This window comes from Sphingobacteriaceae bacterium GW460-11-11-14-LB5 (assembly GCA_002151545.1).
In the GTDB taxonomy this organism is placed as follows: Bacteria; Bacteroidota; Bacteroidia; order Sphingobacteriales; family Sphingobacteriaceae; genus Pedobacter.
Genome location: CP021237.1, coordinates 2,936,070 through 2,962,080, shown reverse-complemented (window position 1 = coordinate 2,962,080; position 26,011 = coordinate 2,936,070). Strand labels below are relative to the sequence as shown.

Genomic DNA, 26,011 nt, shown 5'->3' with positions numbered 1-26,011 from the left:
TGCCTGCATGATTTTAACGATGGATTAATCAATCAAGCTTCTAAAACATCGGTTCTATTAATAGTGGAGAGGAAAATCTGGTTTAACATGCAAGCTCATAATGTTAATCCCCAGAAGGCCTGTATTCATGGTTTTTCTCGTATAACCGATTGTTTTTTACGCAGGCATATACCCTTGATGCCATTTTGAAGCGGATGGCATTCAACACCGACATTTTGTGTTTTCCTTCTATATCCGTTTTACGGTGATAATATGCTTTAATATCCGGGACAAACCTTCCGGCAAGAACTGCGGAGGTATGTAAAAGCGCTTTCATTTTTTTATTGGCAATCTTTGATACACGGGTTTTCTTACTGACCGTGGTTCCTGATTTATAGGGGAATGGTGCTATTCCGGCATAGGATGCAAACTCTTTAATGGTTCTTACATTTTTAAATTCATTGGTGCAGATCAGGATTTCCAGGGCGACCACTGGTCCGACACAGGGGACTGATTGCATTAAGGTCATCAGGCGGTTTGTTTCTTCATCTGATTTCCATGTCGCTTCAATTGAATCTTCAACATCTTTGATATCCAGACTAATCGCATCGATAGTCCTGTAACAAAGTCTGTTACGCTCTTCAATTAATCCTTTTTTTACAAAATCTGCATGCTCTTTTAAGGGAACCCTCATTGCGATGTGGAGGGATTGTAGCCGCTTTCTCAAAGTGGATAAGCCGGCCAGTTGCTCGAGGATTGGCCGCCTGGGTATCCTTAATCTTAATACATCCCTGGATTTGTAGAGGTAGAGGGCAATTCTTTCAGCATCTTTTTTATCCGTTTTACCTCTTACTGTACCCATGGAATTTTTAATATGAAGAGGTGAGTCTACGACGGTGTCGATTTTAAGTGCCTGCAGTTTTTTTATCAGATGGTTAGTGTATATACCGGTATTTTCCATTCCCACGACAACGTTTCGGGTCGTAAACTTCAATAATGTTTTCAGGTGCGTCAAATGATCTTTGATCGATTGTATATCATTAGATATGGTATCGTGCAACAAAATAGTTCCATGAGCCATGACGGCAATATCCAGGGTTTCTTTTGATATGTCAATCCCGATGAAATAGACATACTTTTTTGTTTTATTCAATGCATTCATAGGCTGGTTCGCTTATGGCCCCATATTGAACGGTCAGGTATTTATAGTACGCTAGGTCTTACCTTTAGTAATTTTTCTGTGTCACCTGACCGGTCCTTTTAATTTGTTTTGATCATTATTTTATCAGGTCTCTTACTCAATTATTGGTCTTTCCTAAAAATATATATAAGTCTTCTCCCGATAATCATGGCAAATCAGTTAAAAGTTCAATGGGGTGTTATTTGTATCTGAATTATTCCATGCGGCCTTCATGTCGCTTTAAAACAAATTTATCGATCAATGCTGATTTAATCAATGATTTTTTCTGGTATTATTTTTTCTGGTCCCTGGGTGGGGAATTAATAAAAAGAGAGAAGGTTGTAGGTGATTTTTAAGGATTCAGCCAATAGCTTGGCATCGTTAAGTGCCCCGGTAGTATGGAAAGTTTAATCGCTTTCAAAACCATATGGAATTGTGGCTTGTTCTTTTTCATGTAGTTGCCAGCTCATATGCTTTTGTAGCTCATATTAATTCATTTATTGATGCAGGACTTTAAAACTTTCGATTTTCACAGGATCTTTTTTGGTGATCTACCTTATGGTTTCCTTCTGGAGATCATTTTCCGTACAGCGGTAATGTATGCCTATACGATATTGCTGCTGCGTTTTCTTGGTAAGCGGAGCATGGGCAGTTATCAACCCTTGAGCTGGCCATCATCATCTGTTTTGGTTCTGCGGTAGGAGATCCAATGATGGGTAAGGACGTGCCTATCCTTCATGGTATTCTGGTGATTACTACCGTAGCAGTCCTGCAAACTGTGGCGGAGTGGACAATCAATAGGAACAAGCGTCTTGAAATATTTATGGAAGGCCGTGCGGATTGCCTGGTAGAGGACGGACTGATTGTGACCAGTTCGCTTGACCGGAACAACCTGAGCCATGAAGATCTTTTCCGGTTTTTGAGAAGTAAGGATGTCGAGCAGCTTGGGCAGGTAAAACGGGCTTTTTTTGAGACTTCAGGACTGGTTTCTGTATGGTGTTTTCCAAAAACTGAGATTGTCCCAGGGCTTGGGATTCAGCCGATGGATTACCGGCCCGATGGGCACCCGGTAACCTGCGGTGATAGGATAGAGAAAACAGGCTATTATAGTTGCCGGTATTGTGGCTTTACGCTATTAATGAAGCAGGGCGCAAGGTTTACACCCTGTGAGAAATGCAATGAAAATGATTGGAGCAGTTCTGTTCGGCCTGAAGTAGATTTGGTATAGGGGATTGCGAAATGCCATGGGCTCATGTGGCTTGCAAAGTAGCAAAAAAACACAGTGTTAAAGTAATGCGGATTTACCATCTATTTAAAACTTACCTGAGCTATAGCTGTTAGGTTATCGTAGAAAGATATAGACTTATGAACGAAGAAAAAAAACAAAAGGCAATTGTGCTGATTAAACAAGGTTTGGAAACAGTATTGGAAAGGGAATATACAGAAATTGCTGAAATTCCGGTTGAAGATGAGGATATGGTCAAGGTGAAGTACAGTTTTGTGCACGATGGGGTAGAAGGTATATTTACCGTTGTTGGCCAAAACCAGAATAACGGATCTGATACAGATGAAGACCTGTTGAGGCTATCGCTTTTCAGTCAGTTCGATGAGGATTCGAACCATTACCAGTCTATGACTGCCAAAGAACAGGTGGATCATGATTTGTTGAATGTAGAGGAGTACCTTCACCGGCATATTAATGAGGGCTGAGTTTTTGAGCGCTCCTGTTTCGCTTTCAATAACTAGTCTTTTGGAAGAATGATTTTGCGGAATTGTATGAGGCTATGTAGGTGTTTGGTCATTTGTAATTATCGGAAACTAAAATTGATATATCATAGGTATTTTTGCTATGATTTGACTGGACTTAAAAGAGCTAAACTCTTTTAATCTGACCATAAAGATAATTTCCCTCATTTTCAGTCTTTTAACTTTATGGGTTTGCGGATATGGTTGATCTGTATATTTTTGCGCCATGACCGTAACTGTACTGGCAATCTTAGAGACAGATTTTAAGCCCGAAAAGGCCCTGGCAAAAGTAATGAATGAGCGTTTGAAACGAACTGCAAAAGAATTACAGGATGTGCATTTCCAGGCACTGCAAGGCAGGGGTTTTTCAGAAGATGACCTTGTGGTTTACATAAGCTATAACCCTAAGTATAAGATACGTTTTCGCATTGTCAATGATGTGCCTGCAGATATCGAATATTTTGTAGCGGAATGCTGCGGTAGGCTTGGCTTTATCCTTTGGAAAGCTAATGCCATTGGGGTAGCAAATGATTTTGATGCATCAGAATTGAGGTAGGTTTCTTTATATGCTGAAAGAAATGATCAGTTTTAGACTCCGACTTAACATAAGGGAAATAGAACAAGTATTAACTGGGATCTTTTGATTCCAATAAAAAAATCAAAAATGGACAAATTCAAACAGGTAAAGGAAGTGATCGCTTCAGTTGAAGCTGATGTGACGAAATTTTATGATGGTGGAAATGCTGCTGCTGGTACTCGTGTACGTAAGGCGATGCAGGATTTAAAAAACCTGGCTCAGGAAATCAGGGCTGAGGTTACCGAAAAGAAAAACAGCGCAAAATAAACAATATACTGTTTTGGGACAAGAGGCACTGGTTGTAGACCGGTGCTTTTTTTTAGGGAATTTACTTTATGGGCTAATCTGATTTTTTAAGTTTTCTCATTTTTCCCTTTGCTATAGAATGAACGCTATTAAAGTTTGGCCGTCCCCTAAAAGGGCCAGGCAATTCGATATATTTTTCTGTCGATAAAAACCCATAATTAAAAAGTTTCACCAGTGTTCAGATCTCGTAATGAGATGTCCCTTAATTCTCCAATGCCCCCGAATGTAAAATTCAATCCACAAACATTTCCAATTGTCTTTTTATAGTCGGTGGTAAATAATTGTTTACCGTTTAAGAAAAATTTTACGCTTTTGTGCCGGACCAATAATCGTATATCCCCTCCTGATCTCAAATCTCTACCCAGACTGCTCAAGTCATATTTGCTTCCATCGCTCCTGGTTTCAGAAAAACAGGCATAGGCCCATGCCGTGCACCCAGGTTTGAGTATTAACAGATCATGTCTTGCCGAATCACCATATACAGTGAAAAGGATTTCAGAGCAGTTCACACCAGGAAATATTCTAGATGTAAATACCCTCGCCTTTAGTTCAAAGTTGTCCCCGCTAATACCTGTTCTTTTTATATTCTGAAAAGTCAAGTAAAACGGTTGAATGGTGTCAATTCCTATATCTTTAATTTTTGATTCCTCAATGTGCAGTAGATTCTGCTCACTTTTAATATCTTTTATTTTAGAATTCTTTGATGTGGTTGCCTGGGTGAACCTCGCAATCCAGTGGTTTGTTTTTACATATACTGTTGTCGTATCTATTGGTTTACCTTTATAGCTAAGCACTGCGTGATAAATTCCCGCAATTCCGTAATAGTGCACGATTTGTTTTTTATCGGTACTCAATATATCCATTGTCTGGTCGCCAAAATTGATGGTAAACGATGCGGTATCCATTAAGCGCTCCGGGATTTTTAACTTGAAAACCGCAGAGTGAACTTCTTCTCCATCCGGATTAACGCAGGTTAGGCTTACACGCTTTAATCGGGATTCCATACCCCTGGCAAAAAATAAACTGCCAACAAAATACATGGACAAGACCACAGCAATACCCAATAAATACTTTTTCAATTTGAGTGGCCAACTTTTTTTGTCCTTTGATATCTGAACTGGTTGATCTGTTACAGATTCAAAATCTTCAGCTATTGATTTATGGTCTAGAAAAAAGTCCTCCCAATCTGAATAGCCGACAAAACTCGCCAATGCATCTAAGCTGGCCTTTTGGGGAGTGTAGGAATCTTCGGTTTTAACTTTGCCAAACATTCTTTTTAGAGTATTTTTACTAATGTTGACTCGGGTCTCTTCAAGTAACAATGCACTGAGTTTAATATAATCTGCATTTACCCAACTAGACATAACAGGCTTTCCCAGTTTAGCTGATATTAGCTCCGAACAGATCTTCAGGTGCTTGGATAGTATTGCTTTATATACTTTTTTCGGATCCATTATAAATAGAAATTAGGCAGGATAAACTTTTTGGCTGTTGGTATTCCCTGTAGTGGCAAGAGCCATACTGTAGCAGGATACGTGGATAGGTTTAGCAAAAAGAACATTGTTTTTATCAAGGTTATCATTTTAATTCGGATGACGGTAAAGAAGCGCCGTTGCTTAGCAGCTGTCAAAATTTTTGATTGCTCATCAGTGCTGGTGATTATGGGTGTAAAGATAAATCTCAACACGGTATACGGACAGGGGGCAAATGGTTCAATAATGGGGGTAAAACGAGCATTAGCGCGAAAAATATATACGGGACAAACTATAAAATGGATTGTATCCATAAAAAATTACCTTTTGCTCTGGTATTCCTCAAGCCTTCAACACTGCAATGCATCAATGTACCTTGATCTATCGTTTGTGTTATGTTACGTGATGATGCTCCGATGATAGCTGTCCCTAAATAAACTTTTATCGATAACAATTACCTGTAAGCAAAATACCCTTGTCCATGTATTTGGGTAAGTTTTGGGTAAGCCTAAAATCTTAGATAGGATGGTTATGATTTAAATTTGACTCTTGAAATCCGAACGTTAGTTAGTATTCCATAATAGCATATGTTTACTCGGGATGGTGAACATATAGACAAGGCTGCGGATGCGGCCTTTGTCCTTCCTAGATCAGAAGCATTGGATGCTTAGACTTTCACTAATATCAAAAACTGTTTTATTCCTTTTTTGATATTAGGGAGTTCGGAGACGAAGCAATTTTGTTCTCATATCAATAGGGAGTTTTATGATCCGATCAGACAGCTCTACGAGCCTCTGATTATTTGTTTCGCTACCCTGATTCTGGTTTATGCAAATTTCAAACTATATTTTTTGGCTAAAGTGCCAGTTACCTAGGATAGGCCGGAGAAGCCTTGTTATCGCGCTTTTAATCTACCCTTTTTTTAACCTTTCTATTGCGGGCACCGAAACCGGATGCAAATCTTTTGCTGCAGATGGCTATAATATATTTTATTCAAATATTGGCACTTATCAAGGCGACGCACTGTACAGTCGAACTGGAAACCAATATCTTTTCAGTGACATCAGATGTTTACAAGCTACAGGTGCGGGTTGTTTTATACAGCTCACTGCTGTTAATGAATGTAATAACGGTTGTAACACAACGCCTGATGCCAATGGATATTATTATAAACCAGGCACCGAATATAATTTTGACCCAGTCAATCCACAAGCTTTTTGTGATCTGGATACTTATGGACTTATAGCCCTTTTAATCATGGGGTGCTATGGATTTTCATACATCAGAAAAAATCTATAAAACAGCGGTCCGGGGTAAGTAATAATAATTTAGATTAATTCTCAGTAGCCAGTCTAATGTTGATAGGGAATAGGCTAAGAATTAGAATGTACCAAATTTTATATTGGCAGAATATTATCTCATTACAACATTTTTTTGATAATTGGTTAGTATTTATAGACGACGATTGCTGTAAATTTTAACTTTTTTTGAATAGTTCTAAATTAGGATGATTTGCTGTGCCGGTTAGTCTGTAAACGATACCCACACCCGTATTATTCCATTAAATTCTATATTAGCCATTGCCATAATGTTAAAATATCATGAAAAATCGGATTCTGAACTGTTCAGCTTGATACAGTCGAGCGAGCATAGTGCATTTGCCGAACTTATGGTCGCTATGTTAATGAGTTGTTTAAATATGCTAACGCTATTTTGAGCGATCGTGGTGCTGCTAACGATATTTTACAGGAAGTTTTTATCTGGTTCTGGAATAACCGCTCCAGGATAAAGCCAACATCAATCAAGAGTTACCTGTTTGTAGGTGTAAAGTTTAAAATTGCAAATCATAAAATAGACCCGGATCTCCACCACATTGCATAACTATCACGGCAATTGTTAGGTCTCTAACCTCTATTAGCGAAACGCCTTTTTGCAGTCTTGTAACCGATTATATTAGCATTTTTGTACATCGGACAGCAACATTGCAACAATCAGTGTCATGTACAGCATTAACAGTATCCCATTTCTGTAATGTTGGGCCACCATACCAACAGTACGCAGACCGTTATAGGGCGTTGGGTTAATCTAATAGAGGGCCGTTAACCTTGTTGCCGACAGCAAATTTGGTATCAAAATTACAGAGGCTGCAGAACTAGCTGGTAAAGTAGAAAGGAGCTTTATTAAAGGGGCTTCGATAGGCGTAAGTTTTAACCAGCCAGATATGGTCATGGCTAAGGACGGTGTTTTGAACTGATCAGGTGTAAAATATTTAAAGCCTTTACTTGTGCCATTCCGAGCAATGCCAATGGCATAACTCTTTATAATAAAACTGGGAAGCTCTTTACCGAAAGCACGCATAAACTTAGCCGTAAAACTTAAAAAAAACAACATAAAATTTTAAGTTTGGAAATAATCCTTAATATTTTCACTCTTAACCGAGCGATTATTAAAATTTATCTATATAATTGTTGATACTAGAACCTATTAAATTTTTGTGAAATAGTGTTTTGATCTCTTACTTCTGCGAGTAAGTCAAAGCAGTTATCCTAATATATAAACGTTTCATGTTAATAATTGATGATTTTGCAGCAGACAAAAAAAACAGAAACGACTGATTTGCTGGAGAAGCTTAAGCAAGGAGATCAGGATGCATTTTCTGAACTTTACAGTATTTATAGTTTTCAGTTATATACCAATATACTAAAAATGGTAAAGGATGAGCACGTGGCAGAGGAGATTTTGCAAGAACTGTTTATTAAAGTTTGGCAGAAACGGGAACACATTCTAACAAATACAAGTTTCAAGTCTTTTCTTTATCGGGTTGGGCAAAATTTAGTTTACGATTTTTTCAGAAAACTGCAGTCCGATCAAAAACTATATCATAATTTCAAGGCTGTAGCTACACAGCATTATTCTCATATAGAGGAGGCTTTGTACTTAAAACAAAGCGAACAAGCTTTAGATCTGGCGTTGAGTAAATTATCGCCACAACAAAGGCGTGTCTATAAATTGTGTAAAATTGAAGGCCACACCTATAAAGAGGCAGCAGAAATATTGAATATATCATCACATACTGTTAAAGAGTATCTTGTTAAGGCAAATCATTTTGTTAAAGAATACCTGTTAAATAACCTCGATATAACAATGACCGTTTTATTGTTTTTTCTAATAAAAGAAAACTGACCCCCCCCGATTTATGTTGCATTACCGTATTAGTAAAAAGCAACTTTTGGGACAATGGATAAAAATAGCTCGACAAGATTCTTCAATATCATTCATAACAATTGCGCGCCAAAGGATCTGGATAGTTTTTTAGAGGAAATTAGCAAAAGTGAAAATGAGGAAAGCTATTTAAAATTAATTTCTTCGGTATTAGAAGAAAATACAAATGGAGAAGCCGCTGAGGAAACAAAAGCAAGACTAAAAAAGCGGTTCCTGTCAATTTGTAACAGCCAGGAATTTAAATTGGAGGCTAAAGTATCCGGATTTACTTTTATCAAAATGTTTTACAGATATGCTGCGGTTATTTTGCTATCTCTTAGCCTATTTGGAGGTTTTTTTTATATAACTCATTTTCAGAAAAAAACTATACTGCCAATAGTCAACATTATTAAGCCGGGAGGGAACAACGCTATTTTAACACTATCTAATGGTAAGAAAATATCGCTTACCAATACTAAATCAGGAGAACTGGCCAGCGTTGTAGGAGTAAGTATCATAAAAACTAAAGATGGTGAGTTGATTTATAAAGTTGTAAAAGATAGTTCTGCTGCAAGCAACAATATCGATTTGGCCATCAATACCCTCGAAACGCCAAGAGGTGGACAATACCAAATCATCCTGGAAGATGGCTCAAAAGTTTGGCTCAATGCTTCATCATCCTTAAAATTTCCTCCAAGTTTTGCAAAGCACAAGCAACGTATAGTTGAACTAAGCGGTGAAGCTTATTTTGAAGTGGCAAAGGATAAGAATAAACCTTTTAAAGTAATATCTCCAACAGCATCAAACTTAAAAGAAGAGATAGAAGTTTTGGGTACACATTTTAATATTAATAATTACCAGGATGAGCATTTTGCAAAAACCACCTTGTTGGAAGGATCTATAAATGTGAAAACAGTAGCAGGAAGTGAAATATTAAAGCCAGGCCAACAATTGCTATCTGGCAATAATAGCTTTAAAGTAAGAAGTGTAGATGTAGAAGATGTTATCGCATGGAAAAATGGCTATTTTATTTTTGAGAATGATAATCTCGAAGGTGTACTTAAAAAAATTGCCAGGTGGTACGATGTAGAATTTGTTTACAACGGAAGTTTAAATCATATAAAAATATTGGGTTCAGTATCTCGTAACACGCCGCTCATTGAGGTACTGAAAATTTTAGAACAAACAGATAAATTCAAATTTAAGTTGCAAGGAAGGAGGATCGTTGTTATGCAATAGCTTATACCTGCTTAATACGGCCCGCTAAAAAGCCCAAGGGTGTTGCTTCACCTTTGGGCCAATAATTTGGGTTCAATTATCACATTAAACTACAGTTACACTCAACCGAACATTAAGTGCAGGCCGTCTTGTGCTTAATTTTTTAACCAAACAATTCAAAGTTATGAAAATTTACGATTTTAATTCGTATCGGCATCCTGGTACGATACACAAAATTATTTTGACCATGAAACTAACCATCTTACTGTTGCTAAGTATATTATTACAAGTAAATGCAGAAAGCAAAGCGCAACAGAAAGTTACTATTTTAGAAAAAAACGCTTCATTGGAAAAGGTGTTACGACTAATTAAAAATCAAACGAACTTTAATTATATAATTGTTTCCACTAGTGTAGACAAGGCCAATCTGGTTACAATAGATGCGAAAAATGCAGATATAAAAGACGTTTTAAATAAGTGCTTTTTTAATCAGCCTTTAACTTACGTTATTGAATATAAAACGATTATCGTAAAGGATAAAATAGTGGCAGCTGCCAACAAAAATATTGCTTCTTTTAAAATATCTGGCACAGTAAAAGATGAACTTGGCCTACCTATACCAGGTGTTACTGTACGCGTAGTGGGAAAAGAAATAATTGAGCAAACTTCAAATAAAGGTAAATATACTATTGAAACCGAGCTTAGAGATAGTTTGGAATTTGCCTATATAGGATACAAAACACAGCGTGTTGCAGTCAAAGGTCTCGATGATATTAACATTGTGATGAAGAGTGCAGAAAATAAGCTAAACGAAGTAGTTGTAGTGGCTTATGGAGCTCAGAAAAAAGAAAGTGTAGTCAGTTCTATTAGTACGGTTAAGGGCGAGCAATTGAAGTTTCCGACGAGAAGTTTAACGAATAATATTGCAGGTCAGGTTTCTGGTTTAATTGCGATTCAACGTTCAGGGGAGCCCGGATATGATAATTCTGAATTTTGGATAAGGGGGGTTAGTACATTTGCCGGCGGAAGTGCAGCACTTGTTTTAGTAGATGGGGTACCAAGAAGTATTAATGATATCGAACCTGATGAAATTGAAACTTTTTCGGTACTAAAAGATGCAGCAGCAACAGCTGTTTATGGTGCAGAAGGGGCTAATGGTGTAATACTCATTACTTCTAAAAGGGGTAAGACACAAAAAGCAGTAATTTCTTTTAGAACCGAACATAGCATTGCAAAACCTACTCGTATACCAGAATTTGTTGGGTCTGCAGATTATTTGTCGCTATTTAACGAAGCCCTTTCTAACGATGGAATTGCACCCTTGTTTAGCGAAGATCTCATTTCTAAATACAGGAATAATGTAGATCCCGATCTCTATCCCAATACCGATTGGATGGATGCCATGCTCAGAAAAAGAACCGATAACCACAGGTACACGCTAAATGTTAGGGGAGGAACCGAAAAGGCTCGTTATTTCGTGTCCGGAGCTTATTTTGGTGAGAGCGGTATTTTTAAAGACGATCCAGGAAAAAAATATGATACCAATATTGGTTTGAAAAGATATAATTTGCGCAGTAATATCGATTTGGATGTTTCTAAATCTACTACGGTCAGTGTTGATATTAGCGGTCAGTATCTGCTTACAAATTATCCTGGGATAAGTACGAACCAGATTTTCAGGCAAATGATTATTACCCCTCCATATACCTTTCCAGCTGTTTATAGCGATGGTACCATTTCTACATTCAGGCAAGAGCGTGATTCGCAGATGCGTAATCCCTATAACCAACTCATGAACTCAGGTTACGCGAAAGAGTGGAGAAGTGGCATACAATCAAATGTACGTTTAAATCAGAAATTAGATTTTATTACTAGCGGTTTGCTATTTAGAGGTAATGTTAGCTACGATTACGATGGTACTTTCACCTCTTCCAGAAGTTATAACCCTAGCAGGTACAATGCAACCGGAAGAGATGCCAACGGAAAGCTTATTTTCTCCAAAACTTTTTCAGGCAATCCCGATCTAGGTGATCCGGCTGAAGGGAATAATGCTACTAAAAAAGTGTATATCGAAACATCTTTAAATTACAACAGGGCTTTTGGAAAACATACGATAGGTGCTATGGCACTTTACATGCAAAAGGAAACCCAACTATATAACGAGGCGCTGGCTTTTAGGAAACAAGGCTTAGTTGGCAGGCTAACTTATGCATTTGCAAACCGTTATTTTGTTGAGGGTAATTTTGGTTACACCGGTAGTGAAGCATTCGCCAAAAATTACCGTTTTGGCTTTTTCCCTGCTTTAGGCTTAGGATATCAGCTATCTAATGAAGCTTTTTATCCCGAAGCATTAAAAAGTATCGTTTCTAACTTAAAATTACGTGCATCAATCGGACGTACTGGCAACGATAACACCGGCGCCGCCAGGTTTTTGTACCGGCCGGTTTATAACTTTGGTGGGACAAGTTTTAGTCAGGGGATAACCACTGCAGGTGGTGCAAATACCTATGCAGCAGGTATCACTGAATCTCGTTTTGAAGCGCCTTACTTAGGGTGGGAAATAGAAGATAAGCAAAACTACGGTGTAAATATCGGCTTTCTAAATAATAAAATCGAAATCGTAGCCGATTACTTCAAGTCAGAAAGAACGGGCATTTTATTGCAAAGAAGAACAATACCTGCAGTTGCTGGTTTTAGGGCAGCCCCCTGGGAGAACTTTGGGAAAGTAAGAAACAGTGGTTTTGATGCGAGTTTAGATGCCAGGCAAGAGTTTGGCGATTTTAAACTCAGTACAAGGGGTACTTTTACCTTTGCAAGAAATAAAATTACCGAGTACGACGAATTAAAAACGCCTCATCCATGGATGGCTATAACTGGTACGCGCGTGGGTGAACAAACATTGTACGTAGCCGATGGATTTTATTCTGATCAGGATTTTATTGTAACAGATAATACAAATGGAACAAAATCTTATGCACTAAAGCCGGGCTTACCTATACCATCTTTGGGTGGAAGATTAGGTCCTGGCGATATTAAATATAAAGATTTAAACAATGATGGTAAAATTGATGCATTGGATCGCCAAAGAGGCGGCTTAGGCAACCCCAATAATCCTGAAATTGTTTATGGATTTGGCTTTAACGTAGAATATAAAGGTTTCTATATAAGTTCTTTCTTTCAGGGAACCGCAAATGCATCTGTAGTTTTTGGTTCGGTAATCCCAGAAGGCTGGCATCCTTTTTCGTGGGGGGTAGATCAGTCTAGCTATAGAACTTTTGCATTAAACAGGTGGACCGAAGCTAATCAGGGGAAAGATGTTTTGATGCCCAGACTACATAGTTCTAATGTAAACAATGCGAACAATACCGTTGCCAGTACTTACTGGCTCAGAAATGGTGGTTTTTTAAGATTAAAGAATGTTGAGATAGGTTACAATTTGCCTAAAAGATGGTTAAATAAATTTCAGATTCAATCGGCCAGAATATATGGAATGGGCTATAATTTAACCGTTTGGGACGATATCAAATATTACGATCCGGAACAAACCGGTGCTAATGTTAATGATAATCCCTATCCGCTTACCAGTACTTACACCTTTGGGTTAGAATTAACATTTTAAACAGAACTTAAAATAAATAACAATGAAATTTAGTTTATCAATCCTTATGTTTTTCATGTTTGCGGGCTTAATGTCTTGCAAGAAAAACTATTTAGATGTATCTAACGAATTGGCGGGAGGCCTTACTTCAACTGATCAGGTGTTCGATAATCCAGCCTATACACGCCGCTGGTATGCCAATGTAATGTCTGGAGTAGCAGATTACTCAAATATTATCAATGGCGATGGTCTTGGAAACCCCTGGGCTGGTATGTCTGATGAAATTGCCAATGGTTTCGGAAATGTTGTTAATTACAATATTTCGCCAAAAAACTCGCTCAATATGGGATTTCACCGCTGGGAATCGCTTTACCAATTGATCAGACAGGCCAATATCTTCTTAGAAAAGGCCAAGCCAATACCCGCTACCGGTACAGATGCTGATATGTTGGATGATGCAGAGTTCAAACAACTTAAAACCAATGTACTGTTTATGCGGGCATACTATCATTATCTGTTGTTTGAACAATATGGACCTATACCTATTGCAACAACAGTGGTAGAGCCAACAGGCGATTTAGATCTGCCACGGCAATCTGTTGATGAAGTGGTCGCCTTTATCGATAAAGAACTTACTGCCATAATGCCCTTACTGCCACAAACTGCAATTACCGATGAACTCTTCCTGGCCAATCCTACTAAGGGTGTTGCTTTGGCTGTAAAAGCAAAACTATGGATGTATGCAGCTAGTCCGCTATTAAATGGAGGATATGCTCCAGCGGTGAGCCTGGCTAACAAAGACGGGAAAAAATTGTTCCCTGCAAAAGATCAAACCAAATGGAATAAAGCGCTTGCCGCTACTAAAGAAATGATCAGCTTTGCAGAGCAGGGCAACTACGAATTGTATAAGGCATTTACAAATGGTGTCTTAGATCCCGAAAAATCGATTTATGATTTGTTTCAGGTTTATAATAAGGAGATTATATGGGCTACTTCTAAAAATGGATGGGGAGGTATGGATGGCGATGCCTTAGATCGGCGATCAACTCCAAGAAGTGAGCCTAACGGACTCGGAAGTACGGCCGTATTGCAAGAATTAGTTGATGATTTTTATATGAAGGATGGGCTGCCAATTAACAATGCTCAATTTTTGCCTGCTTCACCCTTATACACCGAAGCAGGTAAAAGTATGTATAATGGAGTAAATGTTTCCAATATGTGGATCAATAGAGAGCCCCGGTTTTATAATACTGTATTTTTTGCAGGCAGGAAATGGCACATTACCAATAGGGAAATTAATTTCTATAAGGGCTCGCCGAATGATAGAAGCGGACAATCTACTGTAAGTGGTTACTTACTCTACAAACGATTCAATAGAAAAGTGCATAAAACCAGTCCGGGTGTAGCATCTGTTTTCAGGCCATCGATTGTTTTTAGGTTAGCAGAATTTTATTTGCTATATGCCGAAGCTTTAAACGAAGTAGAAGCTAATAACCCAGATGTATTGAAATATGTAAATTTGGTAAGAGAGCGTGCAGGATTGCCAAAACTCGAATTGTTAAATGCAGCAATAGCTGGTAACCAGGCTTTACAAAGAGAAGCCATACAAAGAGAAAGCAGAATTGAACTTTGCACAGAAGGACAACGCTATTTTGATGTGAGAAGATGGATGATTGCTGAAGGTAATGATGGAAAAAATAAACAGGGTGGAGACTTTTATGGAATGAACATGGATGGCGACGCTACAACTTTCTTTCAGCGCATAATTGTTCAAAGACGTGTCTTCGAAACCAAACAATATCTTTATCCTATTCCTTATAATGAGCTTGAGAAGAGTAAACTGCTTGTTCAAAACCCAGGCTGGTAACCGCCATTTATGCCATTATTTAGCCATCATTCAGTGCTGGAGGACCTTTCTAAGGAAAACTTAAAGTAAAATAACATATTAACAATCAAAAACCTACAGTCTTATGAAAACAACAATGAAAAATTTTTTAACGATGTGGCTATTATTCATAATCATTGCAGGCTGTAAAAAAGGCATTGTAAATGAGACAAATGATCAGCAAGCAGAAAAGCACTGTGAGACTACCGATCCCGCAATAATTGTAGAAATTACTGCCCAATTGCAAACGGACTAAGATTGTTTATGTCTATGCCAGTCAACTTTTTAGGTGCAGCCCAATCTGGCTTATCTAAATCGCAGAATTCATTTACTTTTCCATGGTCAAACTGAGTGCTGCGGATATGTTAGCCAAATTCGGTTTACGTATTGCGTTTTCTATCAAATGATGCATTTCTAATGGGGCCGTGGCCCTATAAAAGAAGCATTGGCTACATATTGATATAGCAACGTTTTATTGTTAACTTTTGTTTAGCAAAAATTGTGTCTAGTCCTTGAAAAAGTTGACTATTTATTTTACTAAATTATAAAAATAAAAGAACCATTAAAATCTATTTTGATGGTTCTTTTTTCTTCCACCGTTTTACAAATATCTTAGGTTTTGAGTGCGCTTGCCTCGGCGTTAACATATTTACTGAAGAGTGTAATCTCATCTGGTTATATAATTCAATCGCCTGGTGCACTTGTTTATATAATTGGGCTTTCCCCTTAAAGACTGCATCCAATCCAAATTCGTCCTTTAAAATCCCATTGACTCTTTCTGCGACTGCATTTTCATATGGATCACCATTTTCAGTCATACTGATTGTGATGTTGTTATGCGATAAAAGCCTGATATAATCATAGCTGCAATACTGTAGTCCCCTGTCAGAATGGTGGATGAGCTGATGCTCATACTCCCTCTTGCTTATGGCCATCTCCAATGCCTTTTTCGTAGACACAGCCTTCATATCGCCACAGACTTCATACCCCATTATTAGCTTCGAGCCTGCGTCGGTAACCAGATGCAGATATTCATTTCCTGCAACCGTTTGTAGGTATGTTATATCTGAAACCCATAGCTGTTCAGGCATGGTTAGTTCCAGGTCCTTAGTTAGGTTGGGGTATTTCCTCATCCAGTGCTTCGAATCAGTTGTTCTGGTATACTTGCGTTTCCGTTGGACCAGCAGATGCTGTGATCTTAATATCCCAAAAAGTTTGTCGCGTCCAACCCACATGTTCTTGCGGGACATGCTTTCCCGTAACATCACATGCAGCTTACGGACCCCGGTCCGCGGTAGCTTATGTCGAATGTTCAGGACCATCTCTTTGATCTCCTGCTCTGCAACAGTCTTTTTTGAGCTATTGGATCTTGCCTTATAGAAAGCCTGTTTCGTGTAGCCAAACAGCTTGCACAACTTAGTAATAGTGTTCTTACTGGATAAAAGTGCTATTTCTTGAACTGCTTGGCGCCAGACTTTTTTCGGATCTCGATGTTCAGTTCCCGCTCCGCGATCTCAACAAATTTCTTGTACATGGAAAGCTGATGTTCTGCTTCCCTTAACTTCTTTTCCAATGCCTTGTTCTCTTGCTTTAACTCGAACTCAAGCTCTTTGAGTCGCTGTTGATCGTTGTCCTTCATAGGCCTGCCAATGCTTTTATATCTTGGATAGGCTAATTTACTATATTTTCGTAACCAATTCTGAATACACTGATTTCCGCGGATATCGTATTTACGTTGCAACTGGTCTTTATTCAAATGACCGTTCTCGTACTCCTCTACCACTAATCGCTTGAAACTTTCACTGTAACTCCGGGGTGAACGTTGCAATTTTTTTAAATTATTATTGACCATTTTGTTAAGATTTGGTCAACCTTTTTTAGGACTCCACATTGATTATAAAAGCCCGATTCTTATTACGAATCGGGCTTTATCATATTTAATTTTTTTTAAAATGTACTAAATTTGAATTTTTGATTGTTGGCACCACCATAACCCCAAAGACCAGGCAGGGTACCGTTTGCGGTTGCACTACCCGGTATATCAATATTTTTGGATGGGACATTGCGTGGAGAAATGATATAATAACCACCCTCAACCGGGATGATATTAAACTGCTGTGAGGTTGTACTTGTGTTTGTTCTAATTTCCAGCTTAGTACCATTCGCGATACCACCAGCCACTACGGTAAGTACCTTTCCTGGTGCGTTTAACGGAGATAATATATAATAACCACTGGCATTTTTGGTCACATTCCACCTTCCGTTACTGGTGTTTACGTCTGTCCATAAAATGACCTGCGTACCATCTGCCGTGTAATTCCCGGATACGTTCAGCACCTTGGTAATATCCAATGCTGTAGAAATTTCATAATTAGTATTTGCAGGTAAGCCAACATATGTAAAACCGGTATACATGTGGTTGATGCCTGCAATATCTGCAGGGCTCATGTTTGGTGAAGGAAAGCAGGTCTCATAACGAGATCCATCTAATTTCGTTATCTTTTGGGGACTTCCGATGGGATCTGCAGCGTACATCAATATTGATTCGATATCTAATGGCGTACCAATAGTTGTATAACTTGTTGCCGAAACCTTATTATAATTGTATGCACCACTTGGATCAATGTTGTCATAATTCACAATGATATAATCATCTCGGTCTGGGCGGCACATTTCATGATTTGCGCCCAATGAATGGAATATTTCGTGGATAATGATGCCGATAGTATTATAATTCACCAAATTCACGGTCTGTGCCCCTCCAATCATTCCTATTGGCGAAGTATTGACAGTAGACTTCACAAAATTAATGTAATTGGCCTGAGTAGTTCTTTGCACAAATGTTACAGGAGAAACCCTGCTAATATATTCCATTGCCTTTAAAGCAGCAGCTGTATCGGCACCAAGGCCCGATAAGTCATAATAAACTATACCACCTGGCCAGCGCTTAGCTAAAGCATTTATTACCAGTGCCCGCTCTGAGGTAGACACGTTTTTGTTGCTGTTAACTTTTATAAAATTAAACTGTTCTTTACTAAGTGTGATATCATCGGCGAGATAATACACACCGTTTTCTTCTTTGATCTGAATGTTATTGCCGTCGAAATTAAAGGTATGCATTTTTGCAGATCTGTCTGCATCAACCACTTCGTTAGTCACGGCATTTTGCTTTTTACAGCTTAGGGCTGAAACAGACAAGAGTGCTGCCATAAAAAAGTTTAAATAGTTTTTTTTCATTGCTTTTTCAATTAAGGTTTAGTTATAGATTAATTTATAATTGCGATAGAATTTTTTTGCTCAATGATATATGCAAGCATCCCAGTCCACTTTTCATTTTAACAGCTCACACAAGATTCTATTAACTAAAGTTGTCTGCTGTTTAATTCCATTTCCACTTTTTTCACCTTAATGAAAGCACAAAATAGCTTCAGTCGTTGTATTTTAACTAAACGAAGTTAATAAATACTAAACTTATAACTGGCTGGATATTAACGTATAACTACCACATATTGACAGCTGTAGCATATACCTGATCTGTGCAGATGATAAGGGCCGATATCAACTTCAGCGATGATATCAGCACGTTTACTTCATCTCTGAGTAAACAGCGGCTGCCCAGGTCGCAGATGTTTCCAGGAGAAGGGTATTGTAAAAATGAGCGGATCGATGGGTTAGGTCTGGTTTTGAAGATCAAAGATTTCAATAAGGCTTCTTTGCGAGGGCTGTTATCAGATTGATTGTTTAACAGATATATCAAACGTGTGGCGGTCGTCCATTGGACGACCGGAAACCTCGTTCTTGCGGACGCTTGGCTGGGATATCCACAGTTTGAGAACGAGCTCTCCAAATATGTCATCATATATCAAAGTTCTTACATTAATCCTCAGCGTATATTCATTCTAACTATTGAGAACTAAGATCATTCGAATTCATATTTAGTTAAATTATGAAACCATCACACTAAAAAGAATAAGTTGTCACTCCATGAAGATTTGTTAGTTTTTAACCGTATACCGTCTTTTTAGTATCGGTTATCTCATCATTATAGTGTTCTTTATCACACGCATGTATTATCACATGTATGAAAAAAAATAGAAATGCTTGAATAATAGTCCGCCTCTATTGTTCCTTCAGGGCAAACAGAGTTATTAACTCCTGAAATCCTGGCTACAGAAAATTAAACTATAAACCTTTCAATTTTAGTTTGATGGGAAACCTACCCCAGAACCGTATACACAAACGGATCGTTTATCTCGACAATGATGAGACTACTGAGCCGTGCAAAGTCATTGACCTTTTTTTTGATGCGTGCTTGCTACCTGAGCATCTCGATACAATTAGAGGTTGGCGTGATGACCTTACTTTCGGAACCGATTATACAAAAAAGAAGAAGTCCTGAAAATCTTATACTATGAACTAACCGTTAGAATTATTAAGGCAGCATAAACTCCAAATGGTCATTCGCCATTTCTTCATGTATGTCCATCTAGTTTAGTGTAACCTGTATTTTTCTTCTATGGCTATTCCGCGCTCTGTTACCAATTTAAACATCTTGCCTGAATTCAGATAATCACCCTGGTCGTAGTATATCTTACCCAATACGTAATAGGCATCGTAAACTGATCTGCTTTTTTGAGCTAGATATAGCGGAATAGATTTTTTTCCAAACCTTATTGCACTTTTTGGCTCCTGGGAATAATAGTATACAGTCATCAAATTATAATAACCCTCGGGATCATTAGGATATTCACTTAAATATTGTTTGCCTTTTGTAATTGCTACATCGTACTTTTTTTGATATAAGTGACAGATAATTATATTTCTTTTAGAAGAAGAATCGGCGGGATTGATGGTAATAGCTAAATTGAAATTTTCTATGGCCTTATCATAATCTGGAATATGCATATATGCCCAGGCTATTTCAGACTTAATAAGCGCATTGTTATTCTCTAAAGAGTCTGCCGCTTCAAAAAAGGCTAAGCCTTTTGTATATTGAAGCATTCTGGATAATTGGCTGCCCATTGTACATAAACTATCAACCTTTCGATTATCTGAATACTTTAATTTAGCAGATGTAGGAATTATTGAGGCTGCTATATTGGCCGTATCCAGTATTTGGGCAGATGCAAATGAGCAGCCAAATAAGAAAATAAATGTAAAATATATTCTAATCTGCATTGATGTGGTTTCTATATTATTAATGTCTAGAGAATGCAGCATTAGCGAGAAAAGCCCCCCTATCGTACAATTTGCGGGCTTTTGAAGGGCTTGTAAGCCATTTTCGGCGGAGAGTGAGAGAATTCCCAATCCTAAAATACTGCTAGAATATGTTTTAAACATCGTTTCAAAAATGCGACTCTCCGAATCACTCACCGCTTTTTGACTGCAAATATATACTTCCAATATACTGATATTTTTCAGAAGTTAAAATATAGAGCACTAACGACGTTTCAACCCATCTATTACTCGAATCTTGGATGGCCAAGGTTTAAATCATTTGCAAGAATCGTTAATTTTAAAAGTGTTCAGTTGATAAGATACATTAGAATTTTTTGATTCAAATGAATGGTTATATTTGTATCCATTGGGCTATATCAATGTTTGCCTGATTTTAATCCCTTTCCTTAATCTCTATTAATAAAATTTACATGAATTCCAGCCACACTGATGCTTTACTTTGGAAGTCTTTTTGTGCAGGCAACGAACAATCTTTTATTGATATTTACGAGAAATATTACAGCAGTTTTTTTGTATGGGGTTGTAAGTGGTTAAATGGTGAGCATGATTTTGTTAAAGACCAGCTACACGATTTTTTTATTTATATATGGGAACGAAGAGAAAAGCTTGCACTCGATATTAATGTGAAAGCATACTTATTAACTTCCTTTAGGAGGCAGTTAACCTATCAATGGAAAAAGCATAAAAAAATAGAGCCCATTTCTGATTTTGTTGAAGCGATTAAAATCGATGATTCAGAACTCTTAGATGCTGAATTGATAACAGAACAATTTGCTAAGCTCGAAAAAGCCTTAACCTTACTTAGTCCTGCCCAGCGGGAGGTTATAGAACTTCGGTTTTTACAAAATAAATCGATGCAAGAAATTGTCGATTATAAAAAAACGAGTATTCGAACAGTTTATAATTTGCTCAATAGGGGCATCAACAAGCTACGTTCAGAAATAAATGAAAAAAATTTTCTTTGGCTGTGGTAAATTTCATGCTTATTCTCCTCTGTATTAAAAAGAAAGAAAAAGAATGGAATTTAATTCAAGCGAAGATTTTCTTAAAAATGAATCCTTTGTAAATAGTTGCCTTCAAATTAATGAAGATGATGTAATATATTGGAGAGATTATCTTGTTAAAAATCCAGATAAACAAGTTTACATACAAGAGGCAGCAACTTTAATTCAGGATACCCAGTTACTGCTTTTGGCAGATAAATTAAAACCTCAGGCTGTTTATTTATTAAAAAGTTATTTAAATAAGAATAAAAAAACTGTTAAGCTTTATACATGGAAGTATGCCGCAATTGCAGCAGCGGTGTTAGTCATGATATCTGCCGTTACATTTTTCTTTTACTTTCATCAAAATCCTCCACTTAAACCGGAGCTTGCGAAATTTGCTACTCATCAATATTTTTACCAGGCCGGTACCCAAAGAAAAGCTATCGATTTATGGGACGGTAGTTTTATTATTTTAGATAAGGGGGCCAAATTAGCTATCGATCGCGGTTTCGGTAAAAATGATCGGAAGATGTACCTTTCTGGAGTTGCATATTTTAAAGTAGCTAAAGATAAACAGCACCCTTTTAAAGTTTATACCGGCAATTATGTAACTACGGCAGTGGGTACTGCATTTAAGTTGCAATCAAACAATCTACTCAATAAACTAAATGTAGAATTAGAAGAAGGTAAAGTGACCATTGCAACTAGAAAAGGGAATTTGTGGAATTTGGTTGCTACCCTGAATCCAAAAGAAAGCATCAGTTTTGGTAACCACACAAAGGCTCCAGCCAATCAGAAATTTTCAGATAAGAACTTTAACCGATGGAAAATTCAGGAAATTATTTTTAAAGATGCGCCTTTAAAAGAGGTTTTACTGCAGCTTGAAATTTACTACAACGTATCAATAAAAGCAGATGAAAGTAATCTTAATAAAAAAACTTTCAACGGAACATTTAGGCAAGATTCGCTGCAGTCTGTAATGGAAGTACTGTGTTTTTCTATAAACAAACGCTATAAATTTAACGATTCCAGTCATATCACTATTTACTAAACCAACAAACAACTAAATAACCAAACATTTTCATGAATTTAAGAAAATTAAAACGGGTAAAACTTGTAAAAGCACCGTTAAGTAGAATACTATTGATTAGTTTTTCCATCATGTTTTTTTCAATAAGCACATTTGCGCAGTTAAAAAAACAAATATCCTTTAACCAAGATCCGGTTAATGAGGTGTTTTCTAAACTGGAGAAAGAATTTAAAGTACGTTTTTACTATTCAGATAAAACCATCGACACCAGGGAAAAGGTGAGTATGGCTTTAAAAACTTCATCACTAAATGAAGTTTTAGATTATTTAAAAATTAACTACGCTTTTGAGTTTAAAACTACAGGCAATATGATTGCAGTTAGTAAAAAGCAAAAAGAAACAACTTCTGGTAATCCATTGAATAAAGCGACTGTGGAAATAAGAGGTAAGGCCGGTTTATCGGTTGGGAATGATATTGTGCACCTTGGCGGAATTACCATTCGCGAATCAGGAACCAATAATGCTGCTTTAACTGATGACAGAGGTAACTTTAAAATTGTCACCAGCACATCTACACCTAAACTATCAATTAGTTATATTGGTTATCAAACTACAGAAATAAATGTAAGTGGCAATGCATTGTTAAACATTAACCTGCTTGAAGATGCCAATACCTTAAAAGAAGTTACAGTAGTTTCGAACGGGTACCAAACATTGGCAAAGAAAAATACTACGGGCAGTTATGCTACCATTTCTAATGCCGATATAGAGCGCAGAAGCAATCAGTCTTTAGATCGTATTTTAGAAGGAGCTGTTCCGGGCCTTTCTGTTTATAATGGGTTTAGGTCCGTAAATGGCGTAAGAACCCAAACAGGATCCGATATCCAGGTAAGGGGTGGAAGTGCCATCCAAAGTGAAAGAAATACACCCTTAATTATTGTTGATGGTTTTCCTGTTAATCAGCTTCCTGATAATTTTAATGACGTAGAAAAAATTGATGTACTTAAAGATGCGTCTGCTTCAGCAATCTGGGGCTCAAGGGCAGCAAACGGGGTAGTTGTAATTACGACTAAAAGAGGTAAACAAGGTGCCTTAAGCATCAATTTTTCCTCTAATTTATACCTCACACAAAAAAATAACTTTAATGTATTTAACAGGGCCAGTTCAGCAGATATGATCAGTGTAGATAATGAAATTTACGCAAAAGGTTATTTTAGTTCAGCATACTTTCAAGGTACCCAAGGTGGTTTTTCTCCATCATTTGATTATATTTTACAAAAAGAGCAAGGTTTAATTTCTGCAGCACAATTAACCCATAAACAAGATTCGCTTTCCGGTTTATCAAATTTGGCACAAAATAAAACCCTTTTAATGCGCACAGGTGTTCGGCAAAACTACTATTTATCTTTATCTGGAGGCGCTGCTAAATACCGTTTTATGTTTTCAGGTTCTTATGATAATACCAAATCCAATTTCATTGGTGATGCTTATCGGTCTGTGCAAATTAATATGCGTAACGATTATGAAATTACAACTTGGCTGCACGCTGTGGCAGATATTAATACTGTTTTCAATAATCAGGATATAGGTGTTGACCTACGATCTCAAATTTACGGGCTAGCGCCATATCAAATGCAGCTGGATGCTGATGGTAATTATGTTTACGATTATGGCTCCTTTAACAAAAATACCAATAGCACTTTAATGGCTAAAGGTTATTATAACAATGGTAAAAATTTATTGCAGGATGCCACTTTAGCCAACAATAACAGTGCTGTTTTTGGCTTGAGAACGAAAGTAGGGTTAGAAGCAACCCTTGTAAAAGGTTTGACGGCTAACGCTTATTTCCTGTACGATAAAATGAAAACCACAAATAATAAACTGGTAGACGAAAATTCTTATGCCGCCAGGAGCTTATTAAATCAATATGCCAGCTTAGATGCGAATGGAAAGGCCGTATTTAACCTTCCTAAAGGAAATTATCTCGATTTAGCCGAAACAACGAACGACAATGCGGCATTTAGATCTCAGTTAAACTATACAAACCTGTTCGGTGGCAAGCATTTTATTAATTTTGGAGGAGGAGTAGAAGTTAAACAATATCTAACCAATGGCTTTACAAATCGTAAGTTTAATTATATAGACGATTTACAATCCTGGTCGCCGATTAACCAGATCGCACTTCTAAATGGCGTTGTTGGTCAAAGCGGATCCAATACCATTTACGATGCAACAGCCTATGATCGGTTCAGCTATAAAAATACACGTGAAATTTCTTATTTTTCTACTGCTACCTATACCTACGATGATAAGTATACCTTGCAGGGAAGTTTGCGTTTTGATGAATCGAATTTATTTGGGGTAGATCCTAAATACAGAAGAACACCACTGTGGTCAATAGGTGGGGCATGGGACATCACAAAAGAGAAATTTTTCCATGTTGATTTTATCAATTTACTGAAATTGAGGGCAACTGTAGGCTTAACCGGAAACTACGACGCCAATACGACTTCATTACTCGTTGCGAGCAGAGCTTACCAGGCATCAACTTTCGATTATCGCTCGAGAGTTGATGCCAGTAATCCATACAATCCAAAGTTGAGATGGGAAAGAACTAAAACCTATAATCTGGGAGCCGACATCGCTTTTTTAAAAAATAGATTTCAGCTAAGCGTAGATGCCTATAAAAAATATGGCTATGATTTATTGGGTACACAATTACTCGATCCAACTATTGGCTTTACCTCAACCAAATTAAATGGTGCCAGTATGGTAAATACGGGTATAGAGAGCACTTTAACAGGCAGGGTATTGCAGTTAGGCGATTTCTCCTGGTCAAGCACGTTCAATTTTTCATACAACACCAATAAAATTACGGAGAACAAAATTGCAGAAAGCAATCCAGCAGTTGGGCGGGTAACAGGTACTGTGCCATTTTATGTAGAAGGCTATTCCCGCGAGACACTTTGGAGTTATAAATGGGCAGGTTTGAGCAATACCGGCGATCCTCAGGTATACGATGGTGATGGCAATAAGGTTTTAGTACCTGTTTATGGTTCGTTAGAAAACAGTGGCTCTTACCGCCCTAAATATACAGGTGGCTTTACCAATATCTTTAATTTTAAAGGGGTTTTTGCCAGTGCAGTATTAATATACAATTTTGGTGGTGTATTTCGAAGAGAAATGCCTTCTATGAATGGTTACGACTGGAGTCCCGTTATCAATTACCAGGTGGCAAACCGATGGAAAAAACCAGGTGATGAGGCTTTTACAGATATCGCTTCTTTTTTAGCTTCACCAAATTCATTATACGATGGACGTACCCGTGCCGCAATGTATTCGAGTAATAGCGTAGAAAGCAGCAGTTTTATCAGGTTAAGAGAAGTACAACTTGGATACAAGATACCTGCCAAAATACTAGGTAAAAGCGCAATTAAAAGCTTATCGCTATCCGTTCAAATGAACAATATTGCCATATGGACTAAAAATAAATATGGTATAGATCCCGAAGCTATTGATCCGCAAACGGGAAGTTATTATTTGCCTACACCCAAAGTTACAACCATAAGCCTGAAAGCAGGTTTTTAATAAGATAA

General features: G+C 37.6%; 23 protein-coding genes. 16 read left to right on the top strand and 7 right to left on the bottom strand.

The features are described 5' to 3' along the window. Nucleotides 1–103 precede the first annotated feature (103 nt). Nucleotides 104–1,141 carry a hypothetical protein gene (locus tag CA265_11950; GenBank protein ARS40329.1) on the bottom strand — a complete coding sequence of 346 codons (1,038 nt, stop codon included), beginning with the start codon at nucleotides 1,139–1,141 and terminating at the stop codon, nucleotides 104–106. Between the two features lie 521 nt (nucleotides 1,142–1,662). On the opposite strand from CA265_11950, the gene CA265_11945 reads away from it, so the two are divergent. From CA265_11945 to CA265_11925, 5 genes are all read left to right on the top strand, one after another. Beyond that, complete coding sequence (locus tag CA265_11945; protein ARS40328.1) at nucleotides 1,663–1,860, top strand: hypothetical protein; 198 nt, start codon at nucleotides 1,663–1,665, stop codon at nucleotides 1,858–1,860. A gap of 8 nt (nucleotides 1,861–1,868) precedes the next feature. Next, nucleotides 1,869–2,387 (top strand): hypothetical protein, encoded by a 519-nt coding sequence (locus CA265_11940; protein ID ARS40327.1) that lies wholly within the window; start codon nucleotides 1,869–1,871, stop codon nucleotides 2,385–2,387. 137 nt (nucleotides 2,388–2,524) lie between these two features. Beyond that, nucleotides 2,525–2,869, top strand: a complete 345-nt coding sequence (locus CA265_11935) for a hypothetical protein (GenBank protein ID ARS40326.1) — start codon at nucleotides 2,525–2,527, stop codon at nucleotides 2,867–2,869. 262 nt (nucleotides 2,870–3,131) lie between these two features. Next, nucleotides 3,132–3,461, top strand: a complete 330-nt coding sequence (locus tag CA265_11930) for a hypothetical protein (GenBank protein ARS40325.1) — start codon at nucleotides 3,132–3,134, stop codon at nucleotides 3,459–3,461. Between the two features lie 108 nt (nucleotides 3,462–3,569). Further along, entirely contained in the window at nucleotides 3,570–3,749 is a 180-nt protein-coding gene (locus CA265_11925) for a histone H1 (GenBank protein ID ARS40324.1), read from the top strand. 197 nt (nucleotides 3,750–3,946) lie between these two features. Here the strand turns inward: CA265_11925 and CA265_11920 are convergent, their stop codons facing one another. Next, complete coding sequence (locus tag CA265_11920) at nucleotides 3,947–5,242, bottom strand: hypothetical protein (GenBank protein ID ARS40323.1); 1,296 nt, start codon at nucleotides 5,240–5,242, stop codon at nucleotides 3,947–3,949. A gap of 846 nt (nucleotides 5,243–6,088) precedes the next feature. Between CA265_11920 and CA265_11915 the strand changes: the two genes are divergently transcribed. Together CA265_11915 and CA265_11910 are read left to right on the top strand one after the other, a co-directional pair. Then, nucleotides 6,089–6,559, top strand: a complete 471-nt coding sequence (locus CA265_11915; protein ID ARS40322.1) for a hypothetical protein — start codon at nucleotides 6,089–6,091, stop codon at nucleotides 6,557–6,559. A 357-nt stretch (nucleotides 6,560–6,916) separates the two neighbouring features. Further along, on the top strand, nucleotides 6,917–7,141 hold the full coding sequence (locus tag CA265_11910; protein ID ARS40321.1) for a hypothetical protein: 225 nt from the start codon (nucleotides 6,917–6,919) through the stop codon (nucleotides 7,139–7,141). A 204-nt stretch (nucleotides 7,142–7,345) separates the two neighbouring features. Here the strand turns inward: CA265_11910 and CA265_11905 are convergent, their stop codons facing one another. Further along, entirely contained in the window at nucleotides 7,346–7,651 is a 306-nt protein-coding gene (locus CA265_11905) for a hypothetical protein (protein ID ARS40320.1), read from the bottom strand. Nucleotides 7,652–7,837: 186 nt separating this feature from the next. On the opposite strand from CA265_11905, the gene CA265_11900 reads away from it, so the two are divergent. From CA265_11900 to CA265_11885, 4 genes are all read left to right on the top strand, one after another. Further along, complete coding sequence (locus CA265_11900) at nucleotides 7,838–8,443, top strand: hypothetical protein (GenBank protein ID ARS40319.1); 606 nt, start codon at nucleotides 7,838–7,840, stop codon at nucleotides 8,441–8,443. Nucleotides 8,444–8,497: 54 nt separating this feature from the next. Continuing rightward, nucleotides 8,498–9,700, top strand: a complete 1,203-nt coding sequence (locus tag CA265_11895; protein ARS40318.1) for a hypothetical protein — start codon at nucleotides 8,498–8,500, stop codon at nucleotides 9,698–9,700. 163 nt (nucleotides 9,701–9,863) lie between these two features. Continuing rightward, entirely contained in the window at nucleotides 9,864–13,298 is a 3,435-nt protein-coding gene (locus CA265_11890; GenBank protein ARS40317.1) for a SusC/RagA family TonB-linked outer membrane protein, read from the top strand. A 22-nt stretch (nucleotides 13,299–13,320) separates the two neighbouring features. Further along, complete coding sequence (locus CA265_11885; protein ID ARS40316.1) at nucleotides 13,321–15,144, top strand: RagB/SusD family nutrient uptake outer membrane protein; 1,824 nt, start codon at nucleotides 13,321–13,323, stop codon at nucleotides 15,142–15,144. 587 nt (nucleotides 15,145–15,731) lie between these two features. Here the strand turns inward: CA265_11885 and CA265_11880 are convergent. From CA265_11880 to CA265_11870, 3 genes are all read right to left on the bottom strand, one after another. After that, nucleotides 15,732–16,577, bottom strand: a complete 846-nt coding sequence (locus CA265_11880; GenBank protein ID ARS40315.1) for a hypothetical protein — start codon at nucleotides 16,575–16,577, stop codon at nucleotides 15,732–15,734. Nucleotides 16,578–16,609: 32 nt separating this feature from the next. Continuing rightward, entirely contained in the window at nucleotides 16,610–17,014 is a 405-nt protein-coding gene (locus CA265_11875; protein ID ARS40314.1) for a hypothetical protein, read from the bottom strand. Between the two features lie 95 nt (nucleotides 17,015–17,109). Next, complete coding sequence (locus tag CA265_11870; GenBank protein ID ARS40313.1) at nucleotides 17,110–18,399, bottom strand: hypothetical protein; 1,290 nt, start codon at nucleotides 18,397–18,399, stop codon at nucleotides 17,110–17,112. 305 nt (nucleotides 18,400–18,704) lie between these two features. Between CA265_11870 and CA265_11865 the strand changes: the two genes are divergently transcribed. Beyond that, entirely contained in the window at nucleotides 18,705–18,899 is a 195-nt protein-coding gene (locus CA265_11865; GenBank protein ARS40312.1) for a hypothetical protein, read from the top strand. Between the two features lie 470 nt (nucleotides 18,900–19,369). Next, on the top strand, nucleotides 19,370–19,561 hold the full coding sequence (locus CA265_11860) for a hypothetical protein (GenBank protein ARS40311.1): 192 nt from the start codon (nucleotides 19,370–19,372) through the stop codon (nucleotides 19,559–19,561). A 92-nt stretch (nucleotides 19,562–19,653) separates the two neighbouring features. Here the strand turns inward: CA265_11860 and CA265_11855 are convergent, their stop codons facing one another. After that, nucleotides 19,654–20,340: a hypothetical protein gene (locus CA265_11855; protein ARS40310.1), complete on the bottom strand. Its 687-nt coding sequence runs from the start codon at nucleotides 20,338–20,340 to the stop codon at nucleotides 19,654–19,656. A 470-nt stretch (nucleotides 20,341–20,810) separates the two neighbouring features. On the opposite strand from CA265_11855, the gene CA265_11850 reads away from it, so the two are divergent. Genes CA265_11850 through CA265_11840 form a run of 3 tightly spaced genes read left to right on the top strand, consistent with a single transcriptional unit; the run spans nucleotide 20,811 to nucleotide 26,003 of the window. Next, a complete protein-coding gene (locus CA265_11850) occupies nucleotides 20,811–21,374 on the top strand; it encodes a hypothetical protein (GenBank protein ID ARS40309.1) in 564 nt (187 codons plus the stop codon). 43 nt (nucleotides 21,375–21,417) lie between these two features. Continuing rightward, nucleotides 21,418–22,437 carry a hypothetical protein gene (locus CA265_11845; protein ID ARS40308.1) on the top strand — a complete coding sequence of 340 codons (1,020 nt, stop codon included), beginning with the start codon at nucleotides 21,418–21,420 and terminating at the stop codon, nucleotides 22,435–22,437. A gap of 32 nt (nucleotides 22,438–22,469) precedes the next feature. Continuing rightward, entirely contained in the window at nucleotides 22,470–26,003 is a 3,534-nt protein-coding gene (locus CA265_11840) for a hypothetical protein (GenBank protein ARS40307.1), read from the top strand. Nucleotides 26,004–26,011 lie beyond the last annotated feature (8 nt).